At 45.9% G+C, this 23,984-nt stretch carries 24 protein-coding genes; all 24 read right to left on the bottom strand.

Going from position 1 to position 23,984, the window contains the following annotated elements; genetic code table 11:
* Positions 1-18: 18 nt before the first annotated feature.
* Positions 19-669, bottom strand: a complete 651-nt coding sequence (locus MHI12_RS11480) for a hypothetical protein (protein WP_405172400.1) — start codon at positions 667-669, stop codon at positions 19-21.
* Positions 670-1,073: 404 nt separating this feature from the next.
* Positions 1,074-2,528: a nicotinate phosphoribosyltransferase gene (locus MHI12_RS11475; protein WP_074094596.1), complete on the bottom strand. Its 1,455-nt coding sequence runs from the start codon at positions 2,526-2,528 to the stop codon at positions 1,074-1,076.
* A gap of 197 nt (positions 2,529-2,725) precedes the next feature.
* Positions 2,726-3,283, bottom strand: a complete 558-nt coding sequence (locus tag MHI12_RS11470; RefSeq protein WP_036609245.1) for a cysteine hydrolase family protein — start codon at positions 3,281-3,283, stop codon at positions 2,726-2,728.
* A 67-nt stretch (positions 3,284-3,350) separates the two neighbouring features.
* The gene (locus MHI12_RS11465; RefSeq protein ID WP_062833857.1) at positions 3,351-4,154 is read right to left on the bottom strand and encodes an NUDIX domain-containing protein; all 804 of its coding nucleotides are present in this window, start codon (positions 4,152-4,154) and stop codon (positions 3,351-3,353) included.
* Between the two features lie 78 nt (positions 4,155-4,232).
* Positions 4,233-4,637, bottom strand: a complete 405-nt coding sequence (locus MHI12_RS11460; protein WP_036609249.1) for a PaaI family thioesterase — start codon at positions 4,635-4,637, stop codon at positions 4,233-4,235.
* A gap of 326 nt (positions 4,638-4,963) precedes the next feature.
* The gene (locus MHI12_RS11455) at positions 4,964-5,377 is read right to left on the bottom strand and encodes a RicAFT regulatory complex protein RicA family protein (protein WP_197997748.1); all 414 of its coding nucleotides are present in this window, start codon (positions 5,375-5,377) and stop codon (positions 4,964-4,966) included.
* Positions 5,378-5,679: 302 nt separating this feature from the next.
* Positions 5,680-7,236 carry a tRNA (N6-isopentenyl adenosine(37)-C2)-methylthiotransferase MiaB gene (gene miaB / locus MHI12_RS11450; RefSeq protein ID WP_307413632.1) on the bottom strand — a complete coding sequence of 519 codons (1,557 nt, stop codon included), beginning with the start codon at positions 7,234-7,236 and terminating at the stop codon, positions 5,680-5,682.
* A gap of 312 nt (positions 7,237-7,548) precedes the next feature.
* Entirely contained in the window at positions 7,549-8,121 is a 573-nt protein-coding gene (gene pduL, locus MHI12_RS11445) for a phosphate propanoyltransferase (RefSeq protein WP_053783855.1), read from the bottom strand.
* 193 nt (positions 8,122-8,314) lie between these two features.
* A complete protein-coding gene (locus tag MHI12_RS11440) occupies positions 8,315-9,316 on the bottom strand; it encodes a dipeptidase (protein ID WP_405172399.1) in 1,002 nt (333 codons plus the stop codon).
* Positions 9,317-9,401: 85 nt separating this feature from the next.
* Positions 9,402-9,662: a stage V sporulation protein S gene (locus MHI12_RS11435; protein WP_007430104.1), complete on the bottom strand. Its 261-nt coding sequence runs from the start codon at positions 9,660-9,662 to the stop codon at positions 9,402-9,404.
* 117 nt (positions 9,663-9,779) lie between these two features.
* Positions 9,780-10,574 (bottom strand): TIGR00282 family metallophosphoesterase, encoded by a 795-nt coding sequence (locus tag MHI12_RS11430; RefSeq protein ID WP_024630289.1) that lies wholly within the window; start codon positions 10,572-10,574, stop codon positions 9,780-9,782.
* Between the two features lie 154 nt (positions 10,575-10,728).
* Complete coding sequence (gene rny, locus MHI12_RS11425; protein ID WP_036609258.1) at positions 10,729-12,270, bottom strand: ribonuclease Y; 1,542 nt, start codon at positions 12,268-12,270, stop codon at positions 10,729-10,731.
* Positions 12,271-12,580: 310 nt separating this feature from the next.
* A complete protein-coding gene (locus MHI12_RS11420) occupies positions 12,581-13,318 on the bottom strand; it encodes a regulatory protein RecX (RefSeq protein WP_076208863.1) in 738 nt (245 codons plus the stop codon).
* 283 nt (positions 13,319-13,601) lie between these two features.
* Positions 13,602-14,666 (bottom strand): recombinase RecA, encoded by a 1,065-nt coding sequence (gene recA / locus MHI12_RS11415; protein WP_307413638.1) that lies wholly within the window; start codon positions 14,664-14,666, stop codon positions 13,602-13,604.
* Positions 14,667-14,909: 243 nt separating this feature from the next.
* Positions 14,910-16,166, bottom strand: a complete 1,257-nt coding sequence (locus MHI12_RS11410; protein ID WP_036670416.1) for a competence/damage-inducible protein A — start codon at positions 16,164-16,166, stop codon at positions 14,910-14,912.
* A 107-nt stretch (positions 16,167-16,273) separates the two neighbouring features.
* A complete protein-coding gene (gene pgsA / locus MHI12_RS11405) occupies positions 16,274-16,861 on the bottom strand; it encodes a CDP-diacylglycerol--glycerol-3-phosphate 3-phosphatidyltransferase (RefSeq protein WP_017689114.1) in 588 nt (195 codons plus the stop codon).
* Between the two features lie 319 nt (positions 16,862-17,180).
* On the bottom strand, positions 17,181-17,672 hold the full coding sequence (locus MHI12_RS11400; RefSeq protein WP_017689115.1) for a YajQ family cyclic di-GMP-binding protein: 492 nt from the start codon (positions 17,670-17,672) through the stop codon (positions 17,181-17,183).
* A gap of 155 nt (positions 17,673-17,827) precedes the next feature.
* Complete coding sequence (locus MHI12_RS11395; protein ID WP_017689116.1) at positions 17,828-17,998, bottom strand: hypothetical protein; 171 nt, start codon at positions 17,996-17,998, stop codon at positions 17,828-17,830.
* 67 nt (positions 17,999-18,065) lie between these two features.
* Entirely contained in the window at positions 18,066-19,127 is a 1,062-nt protein-coding gene (locus tag MHI12_RS11390; RefSeq protein WP_405172398.1) for a helix-turn-helix domain-containing protein, read from the bottom strand.
* 66 nt (positions 19,128-19,193) lie between these two features.
* Positions 19,194-19,961 (bottom strand): DUF3388 domain-containing protein, encoded by a 768-nt coding sequence (locus tag MHI12_RS11385; protein WP_047842510.1) that lies wholly within the window; start codon positions 19,959-19,961, stop codon positions 19,194-19,196.
* 197 nt (positions 19,962-20,158) lie between these two features.
* On the bottom strand, positions 20,159-20,422 hold the full coding sequence (locus MHI12_RS11380; protein WP_017689119.1) for a DUF3243 domain-containing protein: 264 nt from the start codon (positions 20,420-20,422) through the stop codon (positions 20,159-20,161).
* A gap of 162 nt (positions 20,423-20,584) precedes the next feature.
* Entirely contained in the window at positions 20,585-21,355 is a 771-nt protein-coding gene (gene ymfI, locus MHI12_RS11375) for an elongation factor P 5-aminopentanone reductase (protein ID WP_076326809.1), read from the bottom strand.
* A gap of 1 nt (position 21,356) precedes the next feature.
* Positions 21,357-22,637 (bottom strand): EF-P 5-aminopentanol modification-associated protein YfmH, encoded by a 1,281-nt coding sequence (gene yfmH, locus MHI12_RS11370; protein WP_405172397.1) that lies wholly within the window; start codon positions 22,635-22,637, stop codon positions 21,357-21,359.
* Positions 22,638-22,640: 3 nt separating this feature from the next.
* Entirely contained in the window at positions 22,641-23,921 is a 1,281-nt protein-coding gene (yfmF, locus tag MHI12_RS11365; RefSeq protein WP_405172396.1) for an EF-P 5-aminopentanol modification-associated protein YfmF, read from the bottom strand.
* Positions 23,922-23,984: the final 63 nt, after the last annotated feature.

Here is a 23,984-nt window from a genome sequence, read left to right as displayed (position 1 = left end):
TTCGTCAGATGTTGTTGATCAAGCTCTGTCTCTCCTGAGCGTCAACAGATAGACTAGTGGACCCACAATAGGGATGATGCCTGCCGCGGTCCAAGCTGGTGAACGTCGACTCGCTTTAGCATCCCTGTATATCGCAACCATGGAAAGTAAGGTCAGTATTACAAAATCAATCGTCATGATATGTACAAAGGCAGATTGATTGAATGCTTCCATATATACATCCGGATGACCTTGCGTCACGGCATAGAATGCCGTCCCCAGCGTCAACAGCAGAAGGACTACATGCGTCAGCTTGTGGGCTGCTACCCGTCCAATTCCCGACTCCCGCTGACGACCAAAATGTAAGCTTGCGTAACCCGAAGATCTATTCGCGGATGACGACCATGCATAATAAGGAAGCAGCGCAAAGGCACCCAGTCCGAAAGAAAGTATAACAAAAGGCCAAGTCGGTACACGGCCTCGTTCTTTCACAGATGTTCTTAACAGCATACAGGCATAAACTGCCGGGAAAATACCTAACCACGAAAATACCGTAAGTAACCAAGGTTCTTTGCTTTGCATTGTAATCAGTTCTTTGAATATCGGATCACTTCCTGGTGACTGTCCCGGTGCCAACAACAATGCATAGGCAATAAAAGCGATCCAGACCAGTCCTAATATCCATCTCATGTCTGCACCTCCTCTTACTTTCATCCCCTACAGTTGCGGGATTGAAACAATGCGATGCAGAATTTGGCGGCTCCTGCGCTTTCCCGAGAAATAATTACTACTTTTCCCCTACAACCTCTTGAATTGGGCATGACTATTATCCAGTATAGCCTGCTACCTTGGCAGTCTGTCCATGAGATTTCTTACATCACTGGTCCATCCCCATCCCATAAGGATCATATAAGAATAACGTCCATAGACTATCGGCGTACTTTCACAGAAGACAGAACGCGTATAGCGGAAATTTTGCTTGTGATCATCGAATCGTTCAACTCCGCTAAGAACGTATACATTTTATAGGCATCAAAAAGGCATAAGCCAGTATCCCTCACTGGTTATGCCTCTCTGCATTTCTTATGTGTAGATCATTCCTCTGTGGATTTCACATGTTCCGCAATGAGCTTCTGCTTCATATTCCATGCCGCAGGGCTGATGTTCACACGGTAGATCTCCGGGTTGAGCTTCCGTTGGTATTCAGGCCAGAAGAGGTTCATCTGTTCCCGGTGATACGCCCGAATCTCATCCAGATTAGGCAGTTCATACACTTTGCGTCCATTCACAAAGATTGGCTCCAGCATATTCACTGCTTCGTAGCGGGTGACCGTCTTTTTCAGGTAAGGGTGTAGCGGGTTGAACAGCTTGAGCGGTCCGCCCTGTAGCGGCTGCTCTTCCTCTGGATAGCAGATATAATCTGCAATCGCTTTGCCGTGTTTCGGATCAATGATCCGGAACACTTCCTTTTTACCTGGAGTGGACACCTTTTCAGGATTGGCAGATATTTTGATCGTAGGCAGCATGGCACCGTCTACTTCACGCTCCACCAATTTGTACACTCCACCCAAAGATGGCTGGTCAGAAGCCGTAATCAACTGTGTACCAACACCCCATGTATCAATCCGTGCTCCTTGAGCCTTCAGGTTGAAAATCGTATTTTCATCCAAATCATTGGATGCAACAATTTTCACATAATCCAAGCCAGCCTCATCCAACATCTGACGTGCCTGAATCGACAAGTACGCTAGGTCACCACTGTCGAGACGAATGGCATTCATCTTTTTGCCTTGGCTCTCCAACTTCTTGGCTGTCTTGATGGCGTGAGGTACCCCACTGTTCAACGTGTCAAAGGTATCGACCAGCAGTGTAACCTGATCAGGCAACACTTTGGCATACACGTCAAACGCCTCCTGTTCGCTCATAAAGCTCTGTACCCAGGAATGGGCATGTGTACCTGCTGTTGGGATTCCGAAGCGCTCTCCGGCAAGCATATTGGACGTTGCATGGAAACCTGCTACATACGAGGCACGTGCGCCCCAGATAGCAGCATCCGCTTCCTGTGCACGCCGTGTGCCGAATTCGAGCAAAATATCCTGCTGTGCTACCTGTTTGATCCGCGAAGCCTTGGTTGCAATCAACGTCTGATAATTCATGAAGTTAAGTATCGCCGTCTCCACCAATTGTGTCTCCATAATGGAGCCTTCTACCCGAATGAGCGGTTCGTCAGGGAAAACAATTGCACCCTCCTTCATGGAATGAATCGTCCCCTGAAATGAAAACTGGAGCAACTCTTCCAGAAAGACCGGATCGTAATTTTCCTCTTGTTTGGATAAAAATTTGATGTCGTCCATCGTAAACCGAAGCTGGCTGATATAGTTCACAATCCGTTCCAATCCGGCAAATACCGCATATCCGTTGCCAAAAGGAAGCTTACGGAAATAGGCTTCAAATACCGCCTTCCGCTTGTGAGTACCATTCACCCAATGGGCGTACATCATGTTGATCTGATATTTATCCGTATGTAAAGCCAGGCTAGTTGTCTGCATTTGTCTCATCCTCTCTGACTTCCGCTCGTGCCCCCAGATTTCATCTGTGAACACGGGTTAACATATGGAGACTTATTCTTCATGATTCTGTTCATCCGTATTAAACAAACAAGTCTCCCGAAAAAAACTCTATACACCATTCACCACATTCATCCGGTTCCTAACATGGAGTTAGCCAAACATGACTATGGAGAAAATTAAGCCAAGACCGTCTCGCTCGCCTTAACCACCGAAGCACCAAGGCTGGAACGAAAATGTCCAAGTGCCCACTCATGCCCTGCCGGATTGAAGCTGGCAACTGCATCTTCATATACCGTAATATGAAAACCTTTATTGTAAGCGTCCACTGCGGTATGCAATATACAAATATCCGTGCATACCCCAATCAGTGCAATATCCGTAATACCACGTGCTCGCAGTCTGAGTTCCAGATCGGTCCCACAGAATGCACTATATCTCGTCTTATCCATCCACTGTATATCTGTTTTCCGTTCTTCCATCACTTGGGCAAGACGACCATACAACTGTCTTCCCTCCGTATTTCTGATGTTATGAGGTGGGAAAAGTACAGTCTCCGGGTGATACGGATCATTTTCTTCGTGCAGATCCACAGCCATGATTACCTCATGTTTGTTCTTACAATAGGCCTCGGTTACAGCTGCAATCGTCTCTTCGATCTCTACTGCCGGCTGACCTACAGGCAAAGAACCTGTCACAAAATCCTTCGTAAAATCAATGACAATCAGTGCTTTCATCGTCAACACTCCCTCAGCCCAGAAATGGTTGATCCTGATTCAATCAGATTGACACATCTACACCTTATTACGTATAGATGGACAGGCGTGGTACGAGTTCTGTAAAACGATATAGCTGCGCCGGACGCTGCGAGTACTGGTTGGAACTCACCAGGTTCCCCTCTTCATCTCTTACTTCTTCCACAATGCCTTTACGGCTGCGGGTAGACGTAATTTTGCGAATGAAGTTTGGTTCTTCAAAATCCGGTACAACACTTTGAATAACCTGATATAATTCACTTAATGTAAAATCACGTGGCAGGAACTGACGAGCAATCGTCGTTTCCAGCATCTGCTGTTGAATACGTCGATAAGCGTCTTCGATGATTGTTCTGTGATCAAAGGCCAGTTCCAGTTCTTGCAGCGCCTCCTGAATGGTGAACAATCCAACATCCTCAGCATCATCTGCTGCTTGGCGTTGATCCAACATCCATTCTTCCACAAGCGCGAAAAACGCGTGGGAGATAATCCAGCCCCTCGGGTCACGACCCGGCTGACTGTATACATTCAAGTACTCCAGATGTCCACCATCTACACCTGTCTCTTCCATCAGCTCACGCTTAGCTGCACCATAGATGGATTCATTCTCCTGACAAAATCCACCGGGTAATGCCCATCTGCCTGCAAAAGGCCAGCCTTTGCGCTTGATCAGCATCACTTTCAGTTCCCGAATGGGAAGTGTCTTCGTCACTGTCTTGCGTTCCCGCTTGGTCAAGGTAAACATAACGATATCCGCAGGAACACCATCGGGGGTACGATATTTTTTGGAACTATAAGCACGTGCTGCTTGTTCGTCGCTCTCTGCATTGAAGTGTTCGTAGTTTTCGCTCATGGGCACCACCGACTATTTTCATTTTGATAATTTCATTATGACATAATAATATCTTTTGTCAACCGCAGGATTCGTGCGTTACGTTCTCGGGCGTGCTATGCGGAATGTCGCCGTAGCCATACATCCCAACGTGCCCGATGCATCGCGAACCTCCGATTGAGTCGTAACACTGCGTCCTGCTTGATGCAGTACCGTAGCTGTCACCGTTAACTCCCCTTGTTTCATTGGTGCGAGAAAATGTACGTTCAGATTTGTTGTCACACAGCCGTCCACTTCCATTGCTGCTGTTGCGACCATACCCATCGCCTGGTCCATCAGTGAAGTTAATACACCTCCATGAATAATCCCCATGGAGTTGGTATGATGTTCGCCTGCTGTCAACGCGATCTGTACTTCTTTGCCGTCTCCTTTAATATAACGACAGCCGAGAAATCCCCAGAATCGTCCGTCTCCGTCTTCAACCATTTTGTCCAAAATACTCATTATTCATTTCTCCTTTATTCACTGTACGTATCAAGCTCTCTTGATGTCATGTGCCTTTATCATTAAAAATCAGCTGCGCCACACAAAATAACCCCACAGCGTGGAGCTTTGCTTGGAATTATATTCCGAGTACTTGGCGATAGCCACTCCACGTTTACGGTTATGTAATGTAAGAAAAGCTTCCGATCGAAGCCTTATCGATGATGCCACATTCGTGGTTTAGCAGTTGCTTTTCTTGCGATTATCGAATCCTTCAGCTACGCTGAAAACTTATAATTCTATAATCGTCAAAAAAGGCGCGGACAGCGTCCGCACCCTTCCGTCATTTAACCGCAACTGGTCGGAGGTGAATCCGTTCCAGCCTCCACGTTTACTTTTTCAGAAACCGTATCCCGGATTACAGAGATCACGAGTTGAAGCAAGTAGTTGATGTCGCTCTGGCTCTGCTGGAATTCCGTAACCAATGGAATACTGTCCAGTTCGCTTTGCAGATCTTCAATTTCCTGTTCAATTTTGCTGACCATCTCCACATTTTTGAAGCTTTCAAAAGCAACAATTTCTTTTTGTTTTTTCTTGATCGTTGCAATCAACTGCTGGATGCGCTCATGATCCCGAATTTTGGTTTCAGCCTGTTGAAACTGTCTAACTTCCTCACTCGTTCCGAGCATATCAGCCAATTCTTTGGCTTTTCCCATAATGTCGTCGCGTATGACCAGATTGCGCGTATCGTAGGTTGGCATTCCATAATGGTTGTACTGCACTTCTTCCTGCGCCACTGAAATCGCTCCATTCTATGAGATGATATAAGATGAAAACTCAATGTTGCATTAAGCTCAGTCGACTGCTGAGTGACCGCTGCGGTGTCGGATCGTTCTTTTGATCGCTGTTGTCTCCGAATTTTTTCGATTAAGATTGTTCAAGGTTAAAATTCGGAGACAAAGGCGAACGCTTCGCTTCTACAGAATCGATTCCGTCACCTTCGCTACGCTCGGCGTAACCCCGCTAAGTGCAAAAAATCATTCATCTTATTTTTTTGTGTGTATTACTGATTGGCAGCTACCGGCTCGGAGAGCAGGTTGCCCCGAATATAAAAAGTCATCGGATCGGTGATTTCCACTTGTACGAAAGTACCGATCAATTCTTTGGGTCCTTCAAAATGCACCAGCTTGTTGCTGCGTGTACGTCCTGCCAGAACTTCGGAATTCCGCTTGCTCTCGCCTTCAACGAGCACTTCAACGATTTTGCCGCGTTGCTCTTCATTGCTTCGGTGGCTGTATTCGTTGATCGTTTCGTTCAAGCGCTTCAAACGTTCCTTCTTCACTTCCATCGGTACGTTGTCTTCCATCACCGCAGCCGGTGTACCTTCCCGTGGGGAATAAATAAAGGTATAGGCAAAATCATACCCTACTTCACGGACAAGGGAAAGTGTATCTTCAAACTGTTCTTCCGTTTCCCCCGGAAAACCAACAATAATATCCGTTGTCAACACAACATCCGGGATGGCCTTTTTAATTTTGTCAGCCAGTTTCAGATAGTGTTCCCGGTTATACTTGCGGCTCATACGTTTGAGTACTTCCGAACTGCCAGATTGCACCGGAAGATGAATGTGCTCCACCAGATTTCCGCCCTTGGCCAGGACTTCAATCAAGCGATCATCGAAGTCACGTGGGTGACTGGTTGTAAACCGTACTCGCGGAATATCAATTTGGCGAATGGCGTCCATTAAGTCACCAAAGCTGTAGTTCAGGTCGGTGAAATCCTTGCCGTACGCATTCACATTTTGACCAAGCAACGTGATCTCCTTAAAGCCTTGTCGTGCCAAATCCCGAACTTCGGCAATGACATCTTCCGGACGACGGCTGCGTTCTTTGCCCCGTGTAAACGGAACGATGCAATATGTACAGAACTTGTCGCAGCCATACATAATATTCACCCAGCCGCGCATACCCTCACGTTTCTTCGGCAGGTTCTCAATGATGTCGCCTTCCTTGGACCACACCTCAACAACCATTTCTTTGCTGAACAATGCTTCCTGAATTAGATGTGGCAGTCGATGCACGTTATGTGTACCAAAGATCATATCCACAAATCCATGTTTCTGCATGATTCGGTTGACGACACCTTCTTCTTGGGACATACACCCGCATACGCCAAGTAACAATCCCGGACGTTCGAGTTTTAATGTTTTCAGGTGACCCAGCTCACCAAATACTTTATCTTCCGCATTTTCCCGTATGGCACACGTATTGAGCAGAATAATATCAGCTTCTTTGCGATTCTCTGTAGCCTGATATCCCATAGACTCAAGGAGTCCTTTGATGGTCTCCGAGTCATGCTCGTTCATCTGACATCCATACGTATATACAATATAGTGTTTACCTTTCCCTATGTTTTTCAGTTCATCGGGAACGGCATTTTCGTAAAGCACTTGGACGTCTTCCTTGCCCCGCTGTTTCTCCTGACGATGATTGGGTTCCGATTTGATGTTAATCTCACGGCCCCGGATTCTTATCTTTTTGCTGAATTCATCTTGCGAAATTACTTTGGCATCGGAGAAATCAAAATATTGGGAGTAATCCTTTTTTGAGTCTTTAGCCATTTCCTTCGGTCACTCCTTACAGCCTCTATTAATAAAAAATCGTTCATTCATCCCTGTTCCACATGAAAATCTTGCTTGGAACATTAAAAGAGCATTACAGCAAATTATAGCATGAATTGGGCTGTAGTTCCACATCCAAAGCGCATGTCCCTTCGTCTAATCCGAAACATGCCATGCTCAGAAGAACACTCAGAAAACACAAAAACCTGAGCCTTGCCGTTAGGGCTGAAATTAATCGGCCCCTGTTGGCTGTGCTCAGGTTTATATGTTATTCAGACCGCCATAATTGGGGGCTGAAGCTATTACATGTAATTAATCGATGATCTCAGCAGTGTCGCCATTACGAGCGCCAGCAGCGTTAGCTTCATCTGTATCAATATGCATGTCCAGTGCGAAAGAGTCGGATACACGAGCTAGTACATTTTCAAGTACCAGACCACGATCTCCGCCCAGGCGAACTTTCAGCAATTGTTTGTCTTCGATACCCCATTTAGCAGCATCAGAAGTATGGAAGTGAATGTGACGAGCAGCAACGATAACACCTTTATCAATCGTTACTTCGCCAGCAGGACCTTTAATTGTGATTCCTGGTGTACCTTCAATGCTTCCAGATTCACGTACAGGTGCTTTAACACCAATCGCAAATGAATCTGTCATGGAGATCTCCAGTTGCGTTTCAGGGCGAACAGGTCCAAGGATACGCACTTTATCAAACTGTCCTTTCGAACCAATTACCGCTACAGTTTCGTTAGCAGCGTATTGGCCAGGCTGGGACAGAGGTTTAAATTCAGTCAGTTCATAACCTTTGCCAAACAAAATTTCAACGTGCTCTTGGGATACATGAATGTGACGGGCAGATACGCCCACAGGTACTGTTTTACTCATTGTAAATTCACTCCTTGTTTATCTATGGCCTGTACTCAGGCTCTTAACAATCCAATGGTATTATACCCCTTTTTGGAGTGAAATGAAAACGAACTGGTGAAAATTCATGAAATACACTTATTTCACCATCATTCCCCTCCTTTATTTGGAAAACAAGTTTCAATTCAACCCATTCAACGCACACACCAGTTCACTATTTCATGGAATTCCCCTTCATCTGCATCTTCGGATTGCTCTCTGGCAAGTGTTCCCCCAGATAACTCATCGCATTCCCCCACAACCAGCCCCGTACCAGTTGTTCATCATAATGCTTGAGTAGGATTTCAGTCACTCTCGGATAGTGTCCTGAGTGTTCAAGTCTCTGAATATACGTTGAAATCCCATCAAAATCAGACCCCATCATCAGATGATTCTGCCCGCCGAGAGAACAGATCTGCTCGATATGAGGCAGCAGGTCCTCTATACGTACCTCACCCTCCTGCTTTACAAACCAGGGTACAAACGTCAGTCCGATCCGCCCTTCCCGGGCAATGATGGCCTGAATCTGATCATCTTTCAGATTACGCACATGGGGACATACGCTATAGCTGTTGGAGTGGGAGGCGATAAACGGACGTTTGCTCAAGTCAGCCAGTTCCCAGAAACCTTTCTCCGTCAAATGTGACACATCTAACAGCATTCCCATTTCATTACACTGGCGCACCAGTTCTTTCCCCTTCTCGGTCAGACCTGCTCCTCGCTTCTCCATGACTCCGTCAGCCGCCCAATTGGCATAATTCCACGTTAGTCCAATAATTCGAACGCCCATCTGATAACATAACTCCAGATAGAACAGGTTGCCCTCCAGGCCATCCACACCCTCCAGTGTGATTAATCCCCACGGACCCTCTGTTTGCCCCACCTGAGCCACCTGTTCACGCCATAACAACGTCTGTGTACCACCAAGCCGCTCCTGACTTCTCTCTACACGTCTACGATAAATCTCCAACTGCCCCATCACATGTTCAAACTTGCCTCTGCCTAGCACTTCGGGTAAATAGATGGCGAACGCCTGCAACCCTACATTCCCCTCTTTCAAACGTTGCAAGTTCACATCCAGTTGTGGAGCATCTTGGAATGAAAGAGCAGGCTGCATCAAAATTTTGCTCAGTGCATCACAGTGAAAATCAGCTACACGCCAATCAGACATGGACATCTTAAACCCTCCTCAATATGTGATTGCAAAAAAACGCAAAAAAACCTGTCTACATCGTAAACAGGTTCAATGCATACTGCATGTATTATCTGGGCTCCACAATCAGCTTAATGGCCGTTCGGTCCTCGCCGTCAATCACAATGTCTGTAAAAGCTGGAATACAAATCAGGTCAACTCCGCTTGGTGCTACAAATCCCCGGGCTATCGCTACCGCTTTAATGGCTTGGTTCAGTGCTCCCGCTCCAATTGCCTGCAGTTCAGCATTTCCACGTTCACGAAGAACCCCTGCAAGAGCGCCGGCTACAGAATTAGGATTGGACTTTGCTGAAACTTTTAATACATCCATGGTAAGTACCTCCCTGGGAATGTTGAAAGTTTGTTTCCACTTACTAGATGTTATTCGCGGGAGGCAAAAAAATTCCTTCTTTTTAGACGGGTTTCCCTGCAAATTGGGACAATACCCCTATTCCATGCGCCACTCGTCCTCCATCAGACGAATTTTTTCGATGCGTGTTGCCGCACCTGTGGCTTCATCAATTTCAACAAAAACACCATGGAAGTGCCATTTGCCATCATCCACAACAAAACGTACAGGTAGCTGGGTGTAGAACTTACGCAGCACGGCCTCACGCTCCATGCCCAATATGCCGTCACGAGGTCCTACCATGCCTGCATCCGTCAAGTAAGCCGTTCCTCCAGGCAAAATCCGATCATCATTACTTTGTACATGCGTATGTGTACCTACAACGAGAGACGCACGTCCATCCAGATGCCATCCCATGGCAATCTTTTCTGACGTTGCTTCAGCATGCATATCGACTAAAATACATTTATGGTCTTGACGCAGCTCATCTACAATTTCATCAGCTACACGGAATGGACAATCCAGAGCAGGCAGGAACGTTCTTCCTTGAAGATTGACAATCGCTAGCTCTTTCCCTTCGCCTTTGACAACCGTGTACCCTCGTCCTGGTGTGCCTGGTGGAAAGTTCGCTGGACGAATCATGCGGGGCTCATCATCTATAAAATCAAAAATATCCTTATTGTCCCAAGTATGATTACCAAGTGTAATACCATGTACACCCCAGTTGAAAAACTCATTTGCGATTGCACCGGTAATGCCACGACCTGCTGCCGCATTTTCACCATTCACAATCACTACATGTGGCTTATACTTCGTTTTCAGGTACGGTAAATTTTCCTTTAATGCCTTACGTCCCACGTTACCTACAATGTCACCAATAAACAAAACTTTCATTGATTACTGCCTCCTCAATTCCTGCAAAGTCCTCTTACTTCAAATGTTGAACCTTTGCAGGACTCTATCTCATGCTCCATGATGTGTAGTTGCCTTTTAACAGGCTATCAACAGGAAAAGTGGCCCACTACTGCGGCCACTTTTCCGTAATGCTCTATTTTGCGTATTCAACCGCACGGGTTTCCCGGATGACGGTGACTTTGATGTGACCCGGATAGTCGAGTTCATTCTCAATCATCTTCGTGATGTCACGGGCTAAGCGGAAGGCTTCAGCATCATCGATCTTCTCAGGCTGTACCATAACGCGAACTTCGCGTCCGGCCTGAATGGCGTACGATTTCTCGACACCTTCGAAGGACTCTGAGATTTCTTCCAGCTTCTCCAGTCGTTTGATATACGTTTCCAGCGTTTCGCGGCGTGCGCCTGGTCTTGCTGCGGAGAGCGCATCTGCTGCGCCAACCAACATGGCAATGACCGAAGTCGCTTCGCAATCTCCGTGATGGGACGCGATACTGTTGATTACAACCGGATGTTCTTTGTATTTCTTCGCCAGTTCCACGCCAATTTCGACGTGTGATCCTTCCACTTCGTGATCCAGCGCTTTACCGATGTCATGCAATAGACCTGCACGTCTTGCCAGAGTTACGTCTTCTCCTAGTTCGCCAGCCATCAGTCCAGCCAGATAAGCGACTTCCATGGAATGTTTCAAGACGTTCTGACCGTAACTTGTACGGAACTTCAACCGGCCCAAAATTTTGATCAGATCCGGATGCAGACCATGCACGCCCACTTCAAAGGTAGCTTGCTCACCGTATTCACGGATACGCTCATCCACTTCTTTGCGGGATTTCTCAACCATCTCTTCAATCCGTGCCGGGTGAATACGTCCATCAGCCACCAGTTTCTCCAGGGCAGTACGGGCGATTTCACGGCGAATCGGGTCAAAGCCCGACAGAATAACAGCTTCTGGCGTATCATCGATAATGAGGTCAATCCCTGTAAGGGTTTCAAGCGCACGGATGTTACGTCCTTCACGACCGATAATCCGGCCTTTCATTTCTTCATTTGGCAGGGTAACAACAGATACCGTTGTTTCCGCTACGTGGTCAGCCGCACAACGTTGGATGGCGAGTGTAATAATCTCGCGGGACTTCTTGTCCGCTTCTTCCTTCGCTTGTTGTTCAATGTCCTTGATCATTTGAGCCGTCTCATGACGGACTTCCTGTTCTACGTTGGACAGTATGATACTGCGTGCGTCTTCCATGGTGAGGTTGGATATACGTTCCAACTCTGTCACCTGGTTTTTGTAAATCATTTCGATCTGCTGCTGAGTCTCATCAATTCGTTTCTCTTTGTTAGCCACTTGCTCTTCTTTACGTTCGAGTGATTCCAATTTTTTATCCAGCGACTCTTCTTTTTGCAACAATCGTCTTTCTTGTCGTTGAATTTCATTCCGACGTTCACGAGTGTCTTTTTCAGCTTCAGCACGAATGCGATGGATTTCATCCTTCGCTTCCAGCACCGTTTCTTTCTTCAGTGCCTCTGCCTCTTTCTTCGCGTTCTCCACGATTTGTACGGCAGCTTGTTCCGCACTAGAGATTTTAGCCTCTGCAAGAGATTTGCGAATAAAATACCCTACTCCGAACCCAATGATTAGCGCGGCCACAACGAGAGCGATCGTGATTGCAGGATTCATACTGTTCACCTCCTCGTTGGTTCCTCCAAGGCATTCCTTGGGTCAATTTGCAGTTTTCAAACCTTACATATGTTTGGGAATAACGAATACTCACGGCGATCCCCCGCCGATTTTCATTTCACATGTACATGTTTCCACGTACTATTCACTGTTTCCAGCGAACCCATAATTAAGAATGGTATAAATCTTAAGAAACCGAAACCGCTTTTTTGGAAGGAAAAAGGGTTGTCCATTTCTTACAGACTCATGTCCATTTTAGTATTTGACGAAAGAAATTGTCAAGAGAATGCAGTATAGAGACTCTAGTCTGCTAATCCCATAACAACGCTTCGTCATCTTCAGGGTCCCCAGCCTCATCTTCTTCAATTAAACAATTCACGACCCGGCGCACCATATCCATTGAAAAACCACGTCTCATTAGGAAGGGAAGCGTTTTATTTTTCTTCTCTTTGACGTCCCCTTTGACCTGATTCCATTTTTTGCGTCCTGCACTCAAGGCAGTCTCAAATTCCGCATCTGTACTGATCCCTTCTAGTGCCTCAACAATGAGATCATTGGCAATGCCCTTCTGACGCAGCTCTTGCCTTATCCACAGTTTTCCCTTCCGCTTGCCCTCCATACGCTGTCTTGTCCATTCCTTCGCAAATAGATCGTCATCCACCAGGTTCTCCCGCTCAAGCCGATCCAGCGCCTCTTCAATCAAAGGTGCAGCAAACTCCTTCTGACGAAGTTTCTGACTTAATTCATGGCGCGTACGTGGCTTATGCTCCAAAAAACGCAGAGACTGTGCATACGTCCGCTGTCGCTCGTCAGCTACAATGATTTCCTCCAGATCCTTCTTCATAAACGTATTACCTTGAGTCATCCTGTATTTAATCATCACATCTTCAAGAACCGTAATGGAGTGGATGCCAAAAGTGATTCGATAACGAGCTTGCCTGCTCTTCGTTCGTTCTACACGTGTAATAATAAGTTCTTCGTTGTCCGGAAATTGGGATAGGCCATCCTGTTCTGCTTCTTCATATAAATCCTCGTCATGTTGATCCATTCTGGTCTCCCCTTTCATAACATTTTCATTCTGACTACGCCAAACACACCTTCACATAAGACAAAGAACACTAATAATACAAAAGACCGGGAACTCTGCCCGGCCCTTTACTTCACAGTTAGCGTGCTAACAGCCCCTGTCCATTGGGACAGGGGCTGTTAGACAGCACGAGTACTCCCACTACAATCCATTATCCAGATTGATCCAAGCTCAATCAGATAAGTTTACGGAGTCCAATGGGGAACACCCTCAGGGTCCTCCCTACAAGGGAGGTTTTGAGAGATTACTCGTTGATTTCAAACAATTCTTGTTCTTCTTCTGCTTCTTTTTGTTGCTCTTCACTAGTTGGCGCAGGAACTGCAGTAACCAAGTTACTGGCTACACGAATTTTTTGTTCAATGATGTCAGCAATATCTTTATGCTCTTTCATGAACTGCTTTGCGTTCTCACGGCCTTGTCCTAAACGCTCGCCTTCGTAGGAGTACCATGCACCACTTTTATTAACGATGTCCAGCTCTGTACCAATGTCAATGATACTGCCTTCTCTCGAAATACCCTCACCATACATGATATCCACTTCCGCTTGTTTAAACGGAGGTGCCACTTTGTTTTTCACAACTTTAATACGAGTACGGTTACCAATCATGTCATTGCCTGATTTGATACTCTCAATACGACGCACATCCAGACGTACTGTGGAATAAAACTTCAGAGCACGACCACCAGGTGTTGTTTCCGGGTTACCAAACATAACGCCGACTTTCTCACGAAGCTGGTTAATGAAGATTGCGATTGTTTTGGATTTGCTGATTGCACCAGACAGTTTACGCAGCGCCTGAGACATCAAACGCGCTTGTAAACCAACGTGTGAATCACCCATTTCGCCTTCAATCTCTGCTTTTGGAACCAATGCGGCTACAGAGTCAATAACGACGATATCTACTGCACCACTGCGCACAAGAGCTTCTGCAATTTCCAGCCCTTGCTCACCCGTATCTGGCTGAGACAGAAGCAATTCATCAATATTAACACCAAGTTTGCTTGCGTATTGTGGGTCAAGAGCATGCTCGGCATCGATAAATGCAGCTTGTCCACCCGCTCTTTGTACTTCAGCGATAGCATGCAATGCTACGGTTGTTTTACCAGAGGATTCAGGTCCATATATTTCAACAATACGGCCTTTAGGCAAGCCGCCTGTTCCTAATGCAATATCCAAAGCCAAGGAACCACTGGGAATAATTTCCACATTCATATGAGTGGACTCACCCAGTTTCATGATGGATCCTTTACCAAATTGCTTCTCTATTTGACGGAGCGCCATATCAAGCGCGGCACGACGGTCTGACAATAAGCTCACACCCTTTACTGTTTATAAGATAATGATACCTTGTTTTAACACGTTTGCCAAGCTTTTTTTCGAACATACATTCGTTTTTTTTGTAAAGGCCGAGGCGCCTCTTCCTCAAGGAAACTTTCCATTAAACAGAAAAAAGAACCGTAAACAAGGCTGTAAAGCCTAATTCTACGGTTCTTCCGTCTTCCTTAATTATACTTGCTTGGAACTGTAAATGCAATCGAAGCTATTAACTAATCAATCCATCGCCACAAGTTTTTGCCATAAGCGATAGAGAATCGCTTTGGCTGAACGAATGCGAACCGTCTCGCGATTACCATTAATACGCAGCTCATGAATTTCCGTCTCTTTTCCACGTTCAGCAAGAGCGATGAAGACAAGTCCGGGTGGCTTACGTTCCGAATATCCCGGTCCAGCTACACCGGTAACAGCCAAGCCAAAATCAGCATCGCCAATCATGCGGATCTGCTCAGCAAGCACTTTTGCAACCTCAGGACTCACCGCCCCAGGTGCATCTTCACCTTCCAGATAATCATGAGGCACATTCAGCAGCTTTTCTTTAATTTCATTGGAGTAACAAACAATTCCACCTTTGAGCATTGACGCGCTTCCGGGTACAGAGGTCAGACTTTGCATGACAAGCCCCCCTGTACAGCTCTCAGCAGCGCTGAGCGTCAGCCCCATGTCAGACATCATGGTTACAATCGTGTACTCTATAGGCACATCCTCGTTCGCGTAGAGATGTTCTGTCAAACGTTCCCGAATCTGAACCTCCATCGCATCCAGCTTCAGCTTCGCCTCTCCCTCACTCGCAGCCTTTGTGGAGACACGTACCGTAACTTCGCCTTCGCTCGCGTAAGGAGCAATCGTAGGGTCTGTCTGCGCGTCAATCAGATCCAGAAGTCGATCTTCCAGAGCAGATTCACCAATACCTGCGAATTTGAGCATTCGGGAATAGATCGGCATCTCTTCTGTGAGTACATGCTGGAACAGCCAAGGTTTGACTTCCTGTTCAAACATTGGAATCAACTCTTTAGGTGGTCCAGGCATCACAACATAATATTTGTCATTGTCAGAAATCGCATTTCCTGCCGCAAGGCCCGTTTCATTGGCCAGAGGTGTTCCGCCATCAATAACGATCGCCTGACGTCGGTTATTCTCTGTCATATCCACATTACGATCTCTGAAAAAGCTCTCAATTTTGTCCATTGCCATTCGATCTGTATGCAGTTTCCGGTTAAGAACAGCTGCGAGCGCATCCTTGGTCAGATCATCTTGGGTAGGTCCGATGCCACCGGAAAATAAAATAACGTCTGCACGGCTCTGCGCAATGCGAATAGCTTCACTAAGTCGGTTCAGGTTATCCCCAACCACCGTTTGGAAATATACATCGATCCCCATCGCAGCCAATTCACGGGATAGATATCTGGCATTGGTATTGACGATTTGTCCAAGCAGTAGCTCTGTGCCAACTGCAATGATTTCTGCCTTCATTGAGCATCCTCCTGTACACGTGGTGAGTGATCAAAGGGCAATAGGATAATTTCCTATTGCCCCTGACCCAATGCTTCCTTCATGATTACCCATTTAAGAACAAACCATTATGCTTTTGTTAAATGAAGCAAATTTTTGTTTTTGATAAAGTAATCGATACCCGACCAGATGGTAATAAGCGCTGCTGCCCATACCGCGATAATATCGACGTGAATACCCGTGTATGAAAACGGGAAATTGTTCAACAGCAACAGCACAATCGCCACAATCTGCACTACAGTCTTCAGCTTGCCCCAAGCACTGGCGGCAACAACCGAACCATCCAGCAATGCAATTTGACGCAAGCCGGTAACTGCAAATTCACGACTAATAATCACAACTGCAATCCAGGAATCCAGCTTGCCCATCTCCACAAGCGAGATCAAAACTGCAGTAACCAGCAGCTTGTCTGCGAGTGGATCGAGCAGTTTCCCCAGATTGGTAACCATGTTATTTTTCCGCGCAAGGTATCCGTCAATTCCATCTGTGCTTGCGGCGATGATAAAAATAACAGCAGCAATCAGTTGATTATACGGAAGCGACAAGCTTCCAAGCTGCAACGGCTCTGGATAAAATGGAAAATCCACGAGCAGGAACACCATCAAAAAAGGGATTAAGCAAATTCGTGCAAGCGTAATCCGGTTGGGTAAATTCACAAGACGCCCTCCCTCATATCCTCCATTACTCCAAACAATCATCATAATCCCGTTATCATCATCCGGAACATGAAATGTACAGTTTCAATGTCAATCCATATTAACATGATCCCACTATGTAGAAACGCAAAAAATAAAGTCAACCGCTCAAAAGCAAAACGCTTTAAACGTTCCGGTGACTTCCAGAAGATGTACTGCTTTTCACAAAGTCAGCAAACGATGAGGACTGGACTTGATGCTTGACTGCCAGCAATGCACACTTAGTATAATATACGCCCAATACCGTGTCAAAAAACACTTTTGCTACAAAAAGGCCATATTACTTGAAATTTGTATATTGCAAATCCAAAGGTAGGTTAGCACCATTTAGCAGCTGCATGACAGCTTGCAAATCATTTTTACTCTTACCAGTTACCCGAAGTTGATCTCCCTGAATCTGACTCTTCACCTTCATCTTGGAATCCCGAATCAGGATATTGATTTTCTTGGCGATGTCCTGATCAATCCCCTGTTTAAAATTCAAACGCTGGCGGACTGTACCAGAAGACGCTGGCTCTACCTTTGCGTAATCAATGTTTTTCAATGGTAGACCACGCTTCGCCATTTTGGATTGCAGCACGTCAATGACAGCCTTGAGTTTGGTCTCATCATCAGATACGATCGTTAACGCATCCTTATCCAGTTTCAGGCTGCTCTTGCTGCCCTTGAAGTCATAACGAGTGCCAATTTCTTTCTCGGTTTGTGTAACGGCATTTGTCAGTTCTTGCAAGTCCATTTTGGACACGATATCAAATGAATTTTCTGAGCTCAAACCAGTCACCCTTTCAGTTAATCGTATGTTCTGTAACATTATAGAGGATACCTTAAGCAAAAGTCTAATTTCAAGCTGTTTTACACAAAGAAAAAAGCATTTTTGGCTTCCACTTCAAGTGGCTGCCAAAAATGCTTGCTGGTCCAGCTTCCAACCTAATAGCGGCTGCGGTTGGGCTGTCTGAACATATCGAGCACACCCAAAAGTACATGTGCAAGTCCAAAACCCAATATTCCGTAACCCCAAGCACTTGGAGTCAGGTAATAACCCAGGAGGCTGACAATGATCCCTAAACCTGTTACGATCCAGCTGACTGTCACAGCCATCCACCTCACTTCACCAAAAGTTAACTGCAAGTTAAGACACGGTTATTGTCTCCTGCAGTTGACCCGGTTATTCGCTACCCGTGGTACCCCCTGTACTGTCCGTTGATCCATTTTCAACACCTGTGGAAGAAGTAGTGTTACTGCTGTCTTCACCAAGCTTCAGACGGATCCGATTGGTCGCCTTGCCATCCGTTACAACTTGCCCGCCAACCTCAATCGTGGTCGCTGCAGCGTAACCAGACTTAATATACATGCCTGTACTATCAAGCTCAAAGGTATAGCTGTCACCTTCGGCTGTGTTACCATACTCCAACTTCTCTCCACTGGAGTTTTCGCCTTTGTACACTTCCAGCCAGCTATGACCTGTTGCTTTGATCGTAACCGTTACAGGTTGCCCTGCACTACCGTTAACTTTAAAGTTCGTAATATTTCCTGATTTCCCATCTTCTGCAACAGTCACATTAGACGGTGAATTGTCAGTTGGTTTTTCCTCAGTTTCATCCGTCTGTCCGTCCGTTTGGCCATCAGTTTGACCGTCAGTTTGACCGTCCGTCTGTCCTTCCGTGTCTGTACCGCCACCGTTACCACCAGCGTCGCCCTCACCAGTACTGTCAGTACCTGAATCTGTCGCAGGCGGATTAGATGCCTGTCCGTTGTCGGCAGGTTGATCCGGTTTATCCTCAGGCTGTTGTTGACTGTCTGTAATTTTGACTGAATCAAGCCCCGGATTATCTGATTCATCACCATTGTTATACACCACATATACATACAACAGTACTACGATCAAAACAGGGAATGTCCACATCAACGCGACAGACATCCACCGATTACTACGCTCAACCGGACGGCTGGAACGCTTCTGAATAACCGGTTCCATCGTTGCTTCCGTCTCTTCTGCGGGTACGTCTTTTTTGTGTCCCTCCAGCAGCTCATCAGGGTTCAGTCCCACGGTCTCCGCATAGGTTTTGATGAAAGCTCGCACATAGAAGCTGCCCGGCAGCACTTTATAGTCTCCTGCTTCTATGGCCTCCAGATACCTCTTGCGAATTTTTGTCATTTCCTGTACATCGTCAAGACTCATCCCTTTTTGCAGCCGGGCCTCCCTTAACTGCTGACCCAGTTCAGACATGCCATCTCCTCCTTATGTTTATCTCTTGAGTTGTTGCTAATCTATTTCATGATTCCGTACGGTTCCTTACAATTCGTCGGTGTAACTAGCCGTAAACGTATCATAAATAATTTCTTCATTCGGATTGTTGCGAAGTTCAATAATAATATCAAAATCATTAAAATCATATTCGGATTCCTGCACAAAAATATCCGGATGTTCGATAACTTTGGTGCTAGGCATGGACATAATATCCTGCAACAAATTGTAATGCCGCTCACTGGAACGAATCGTACTTACAATTCCGTCAATGATGAAGACATTGTTCGGGTTCAATTCGTCTTCGGACATTTGACTCCTTATCGTCTGACGAAGAAGTGTGGAGGAAACAAACGTCCATCGCTTCATTGCACATACGCTGCCCGCAATAATGGACTCCGTTTTGCCAACACGAGGCATTCCGCGCAAACCGATGACCTGATTGCCTTCCCTCTTAAATACTTCACCCAAAAAGTCCACAAGTAACCCAAGTTCATCTCGTGTGAAACGAAATGTCTTGCGATCATCCGAGTCACGGTCAATGTATCTGCCATGACGCACGGCCAAAATATCCACCAATTTAGGTTGCCGCAAAGCCGATACGGTGATGCTGTTTACTTTGCCAAGCATTTCACCAAGCAAACGGATTTTTTCATCATCATCCGATTCAAGCAGCATGCCTCGAGTTTTGCCTTCAACACCGTTAATGGTCAATATATTCACTTCAAGCATCCCCAGCATAGAGGCAATATCGCCTAACAAACCAGGTCTGTTCTTATGTATTTTATATTCCATATACCATTGTTTAGATTCCATTTCAACACCCCGTAATGCATTATTCCACATTATTCGACAGCAACAGAACGTGTCCACTGGACAACAATCTGAGACATCTTCTAAAAATGGGTCACGTTAATGATATATAAAATGAAAATGAATTACAAGAACAGCTCTGTAATCCGTTTGTAATCATTAGAGAAAAGCCCCCTTGCGGGAGCTCTTCATCTGTAATCTTATGCGTTTTGTTTGGCCAATTTGACCATCAGGCACGCAATCGTACGACGCTCATCTGCATCGCCGACATCCCATAACTCTTTCAATGCCCGGTTGGAATGGTTCGCCGGATCGACTTTCTCATCAAGGAAGTCGCCGATTTCATACGCAAGTTTGTTGATGGTTTCTTCACTCATCCCCATCTTCTCTGCTTGCAGTACGCGGTCACCCAGGAACTTCTTCCATGTGTCAAAACTGGAGAGCACTGTTTTTTCTGTTGACATGATAAATCCTCCTTAGATGACGCATGAGATTTAAAATCAACAGTTGTAATATGTGCTTTCGAGACATTTTATATACGAGCAATTTGAAAATAATCTAGAAACGGTTACTTCCAGGCAATCTTCACCTGTTTCGTCTACAACCAGTCAAGTTTTCTTGCTGTTTTACGTTAACCAACCGCCATTCGGACTAATAATCTGCCCATTGATATAACCCGATTCAGGGAGGGCCAGAAAATAAACCAGTGATGAGATTTCATCAGGTTGAGCAAGTCTTCCTGCCGGAATTTCCTCTTCCAGCATCTTCAGTTCACTCTGATCCAGATGGTTCAGCATGGATGTCTGAACGGCGCCAGGAGCAACGGCATTTACGGTTACTCCGGAAGGTGCGAGTTCTTTCGCAAGCGCTTTGGTGAATGCATTCACCCCACCCTTGGTTGTGGAATACAGCACCTCACAAGAAGCACCAGACAGTCCCCAGATTGACGATACATTAATGATTCGGCCATACCTTTGGGAGATCATGTGAGGCATCATTTCCTGTGTACACATAAACGTGCCTTTGAGGTTAATCGCCATCACTTCATCCCAGATCTCCTCTGTAACATCAGCCAACATCCCATAGTGCGAGATTCCTGCGTTGTTCACAAGGATATCTGGCATGAGATTGTGCGACTCCAGCTTCTCACGCATGCGCTCAATCTGTTCCCGGCTGCGAAGATCCGCAGACACAGTCATGATTTTTCCACTGCCTTGTTCCATGCACCGCCTGGCGGCTTCATTCGCTGCTTCATGCGATTTCATATAGTGTATAACAACATTCATTCCCACTCTGGCGAAGCGTTCTGCGATAGCCGCTCCAATACCACCGCTTGCGCCAGTTACCAGTACAGTCATTTCCCCGATTGCCTTCAATTGTCCTGTTCCCCTCTCCATATCAAGGACTCACGACTAGCGATACAGCCAGTTGATCCCAGCGAATATGCTCTCTCAGTCTGAGATTTACATCTTCCAGTGTAATCGATTCATAGAGCGGGAGCATATTGAAAAAATCACCGCCACGGAATTGCTGACGTGTAAATTCATGCGCAATGTTCTCTGGTGAATTGAGCATACGCAAATATCCGCCTATTTTCTTTTTGCGTGCACGTTCAAAATCTGTGGATTCGAACCCTTTTTCTACAATGGCATCCACTTCTTCACGTATACGCGCAAGCAGTTGATCCGGGTCTTTTGTATCACCACCAATGGCTGAAAACGCATATTGCGGCGAACTGTTATACTCATGCCCAAAGCTGTCCGAGATCAGATCTTCATCGTAGAGCTTCTGAAATAATCGTGTGCTTGAACCAAACAAAAGGTCCATCATCAGCTGCGTTGTCATATCTCGCCGTAACAATTTTTCTCCGGTAAGTCCAAGGTCCGTCTCCTTGAATCCAAACAGACATTTGGGCAGTGAAACAGCCAGTTTCGCTTCCCGTCTGGCTTCTCCTACTTGCTCAGGCTCCGGTTCGAAGAAACGTTGAATGCTCCCCTGTGGCTTATAATCCTTCTGCTCCTGGTTCGATCGAACCATATCAATGACTTCTTGTGGATCTACACCACCCACCACAAACAAGAGCATATTACTCGGGTGATAGAAGGTGTTATAACACTCATATAACATCTCTTTGGTAATCGTACGGATGGATTCCACCGTTCCTGCTATATCGATATGCACCGGATGTTTCTGATACAAGGCTTCAATAAGCCCAAAATAAACACGCCAATCCGGATTATCAGCATACATGTCAATTTCCTGTCCGATAATGCCTTTTTCCTTTTCCACATTTTGATCCGTGAAGTAAGGATTTTGCACAAAGTCGACTAATGTTTGTATATTTTCATTCACATGTTCGGTCGCTGAAAACAAATAAACCGTCTGATCAAAGCTCGTAAATGCATTAGCTGAGGCACCGTGAGACGCAAATGTTGCAAAAATATCGCCTGTTGGTTCTTCAAACATTTTATGCTCCAGGAAATGAGCAATCCCATCCGGAACCTTTACTTCTTCCTGTCCTTCAACCTGAAAATGATTATCCACCGATCCATACTTGGTTGCAAACGTAGCATACGTTTTCTGGAACCCCGGTTTAGGCAAAATATAGACATGCAGTCCGTTATCCATTACTTCGTAATATAGTGTCTCCTGCAAATGCTCATACCGAATGCTCTCCACCGATTATTCCTCCTTCTCATCCCGCAAGAAATAAATCGTATCAAGACGGAATTGTTCTGCCGCCTCACGTACATCTTCCTTGCTAATATGTTCTACCTGAGCCAACAGTTCTTCAGCCGTTCTCTCTTTGCCAGACAACTGTCGATTGAAGTCATAAGCGATCATCTCAAAAGCAGAATCCTGCATTTCCTTAAGCAGGTTACGGATCATTGCTTTGGTCTGAGACATTTCCAGATCACTGATTGTACCGCTTTTCATTTCTTCCAGCTGCTGCTTGATGATCGTGACAGCCTTCTCATAATTAGGGATTTCAATCCCGGATTGAATCGTTGCAATGCCCTTATGTCCGTCATATCGTGAAGACGCGTAATACGCCAGGCTTTCTTTTTCACGAACATTGACAAACAGTTTGGAATGAGGATAACCACCGAGAATCCCGTTGTACATTAGTGCTGCGGCATACTGAGGATCTCCATAAGTGATAGATGTACGGAGTCCCATATTAAGTTTTCCCTGACTCACATTCAGTCGCTCAACAACGGTCTCCACTGCCTTATCTCCTCGAACCGCTGCCTGTGTCTGGTAATCAGAAGAGGACGTTCGATCTACATTGAAATGACGCTGAACAAGGTTCTCGACCTCCTCCAGTGTCGTATCCCCTACCACGTACAGATCCATACTCGAGTGCTGCAGCCACTCCTGATAAGACGCAGTCAGTGTGTCGGGCTCAATCCCGGGCAGATCCTTTCGCTCACCCAATGGATGAAGACGGTACGGCTCATTCTTGCACATTTCCTCAATACTGCGTTCAGCGGCATAGCGCATTTTATCATTCACGATGGACTCCAGCTTTTTACGAACAGTCTCTCGCTCTGCTTGTACATAAGACGTCCTGAAATGTCCATTCTCCTGTGCAGGTCGGGTAAGAACCTCTCCTAGGAAGGCAAATGAACGATCCAGTAGCTGTTCATCCCCTCCAACAAAGGAATCATTAATGGTATCCATTCGGAACTGTACAATCTGGTAATCCCCGCGTTTATAAACGTCAAAACCAAAACCTGCTCCATACAGATGCTCCAGTTGTTCACGAAATTGCGTTGTTTCCGGATAGGACTCCGTGCCGCGTCGCAGAACAAAAGGTGTCAGCGCTACTTTGGTTACTGTATCTTCCCGTAAGGGAACTCCTGCATATAACGATATAGCAAACGTTTTAAAACGTTTAGTCGGAAGCACATGTATACGAAACTCTCTCTTACTACCTCGTTCGAATCCTGATGTATTCAAATGTTAAAACCCCTTTACGGCGTCATTTATCATGCAATCATATTAAGCTTAAACGTAACAACC

The sequence above is a fragment of the Paenibacillus sp. FSL H8-0280 genome (assembly GCF_045040665.1).
GTDB classification, from domain to species: Bacteria; Bacillota; Bacilli; order Paenibacillales; family Paenibacillaceae; genus Paenibacillus; species Paenibacillus xylanexedens_A.
The sequence above is the reverse complement of the archived record's forward strand: the minus strand, read 5'-3'. Positions and strand labels throughout refer to the sequence as shown.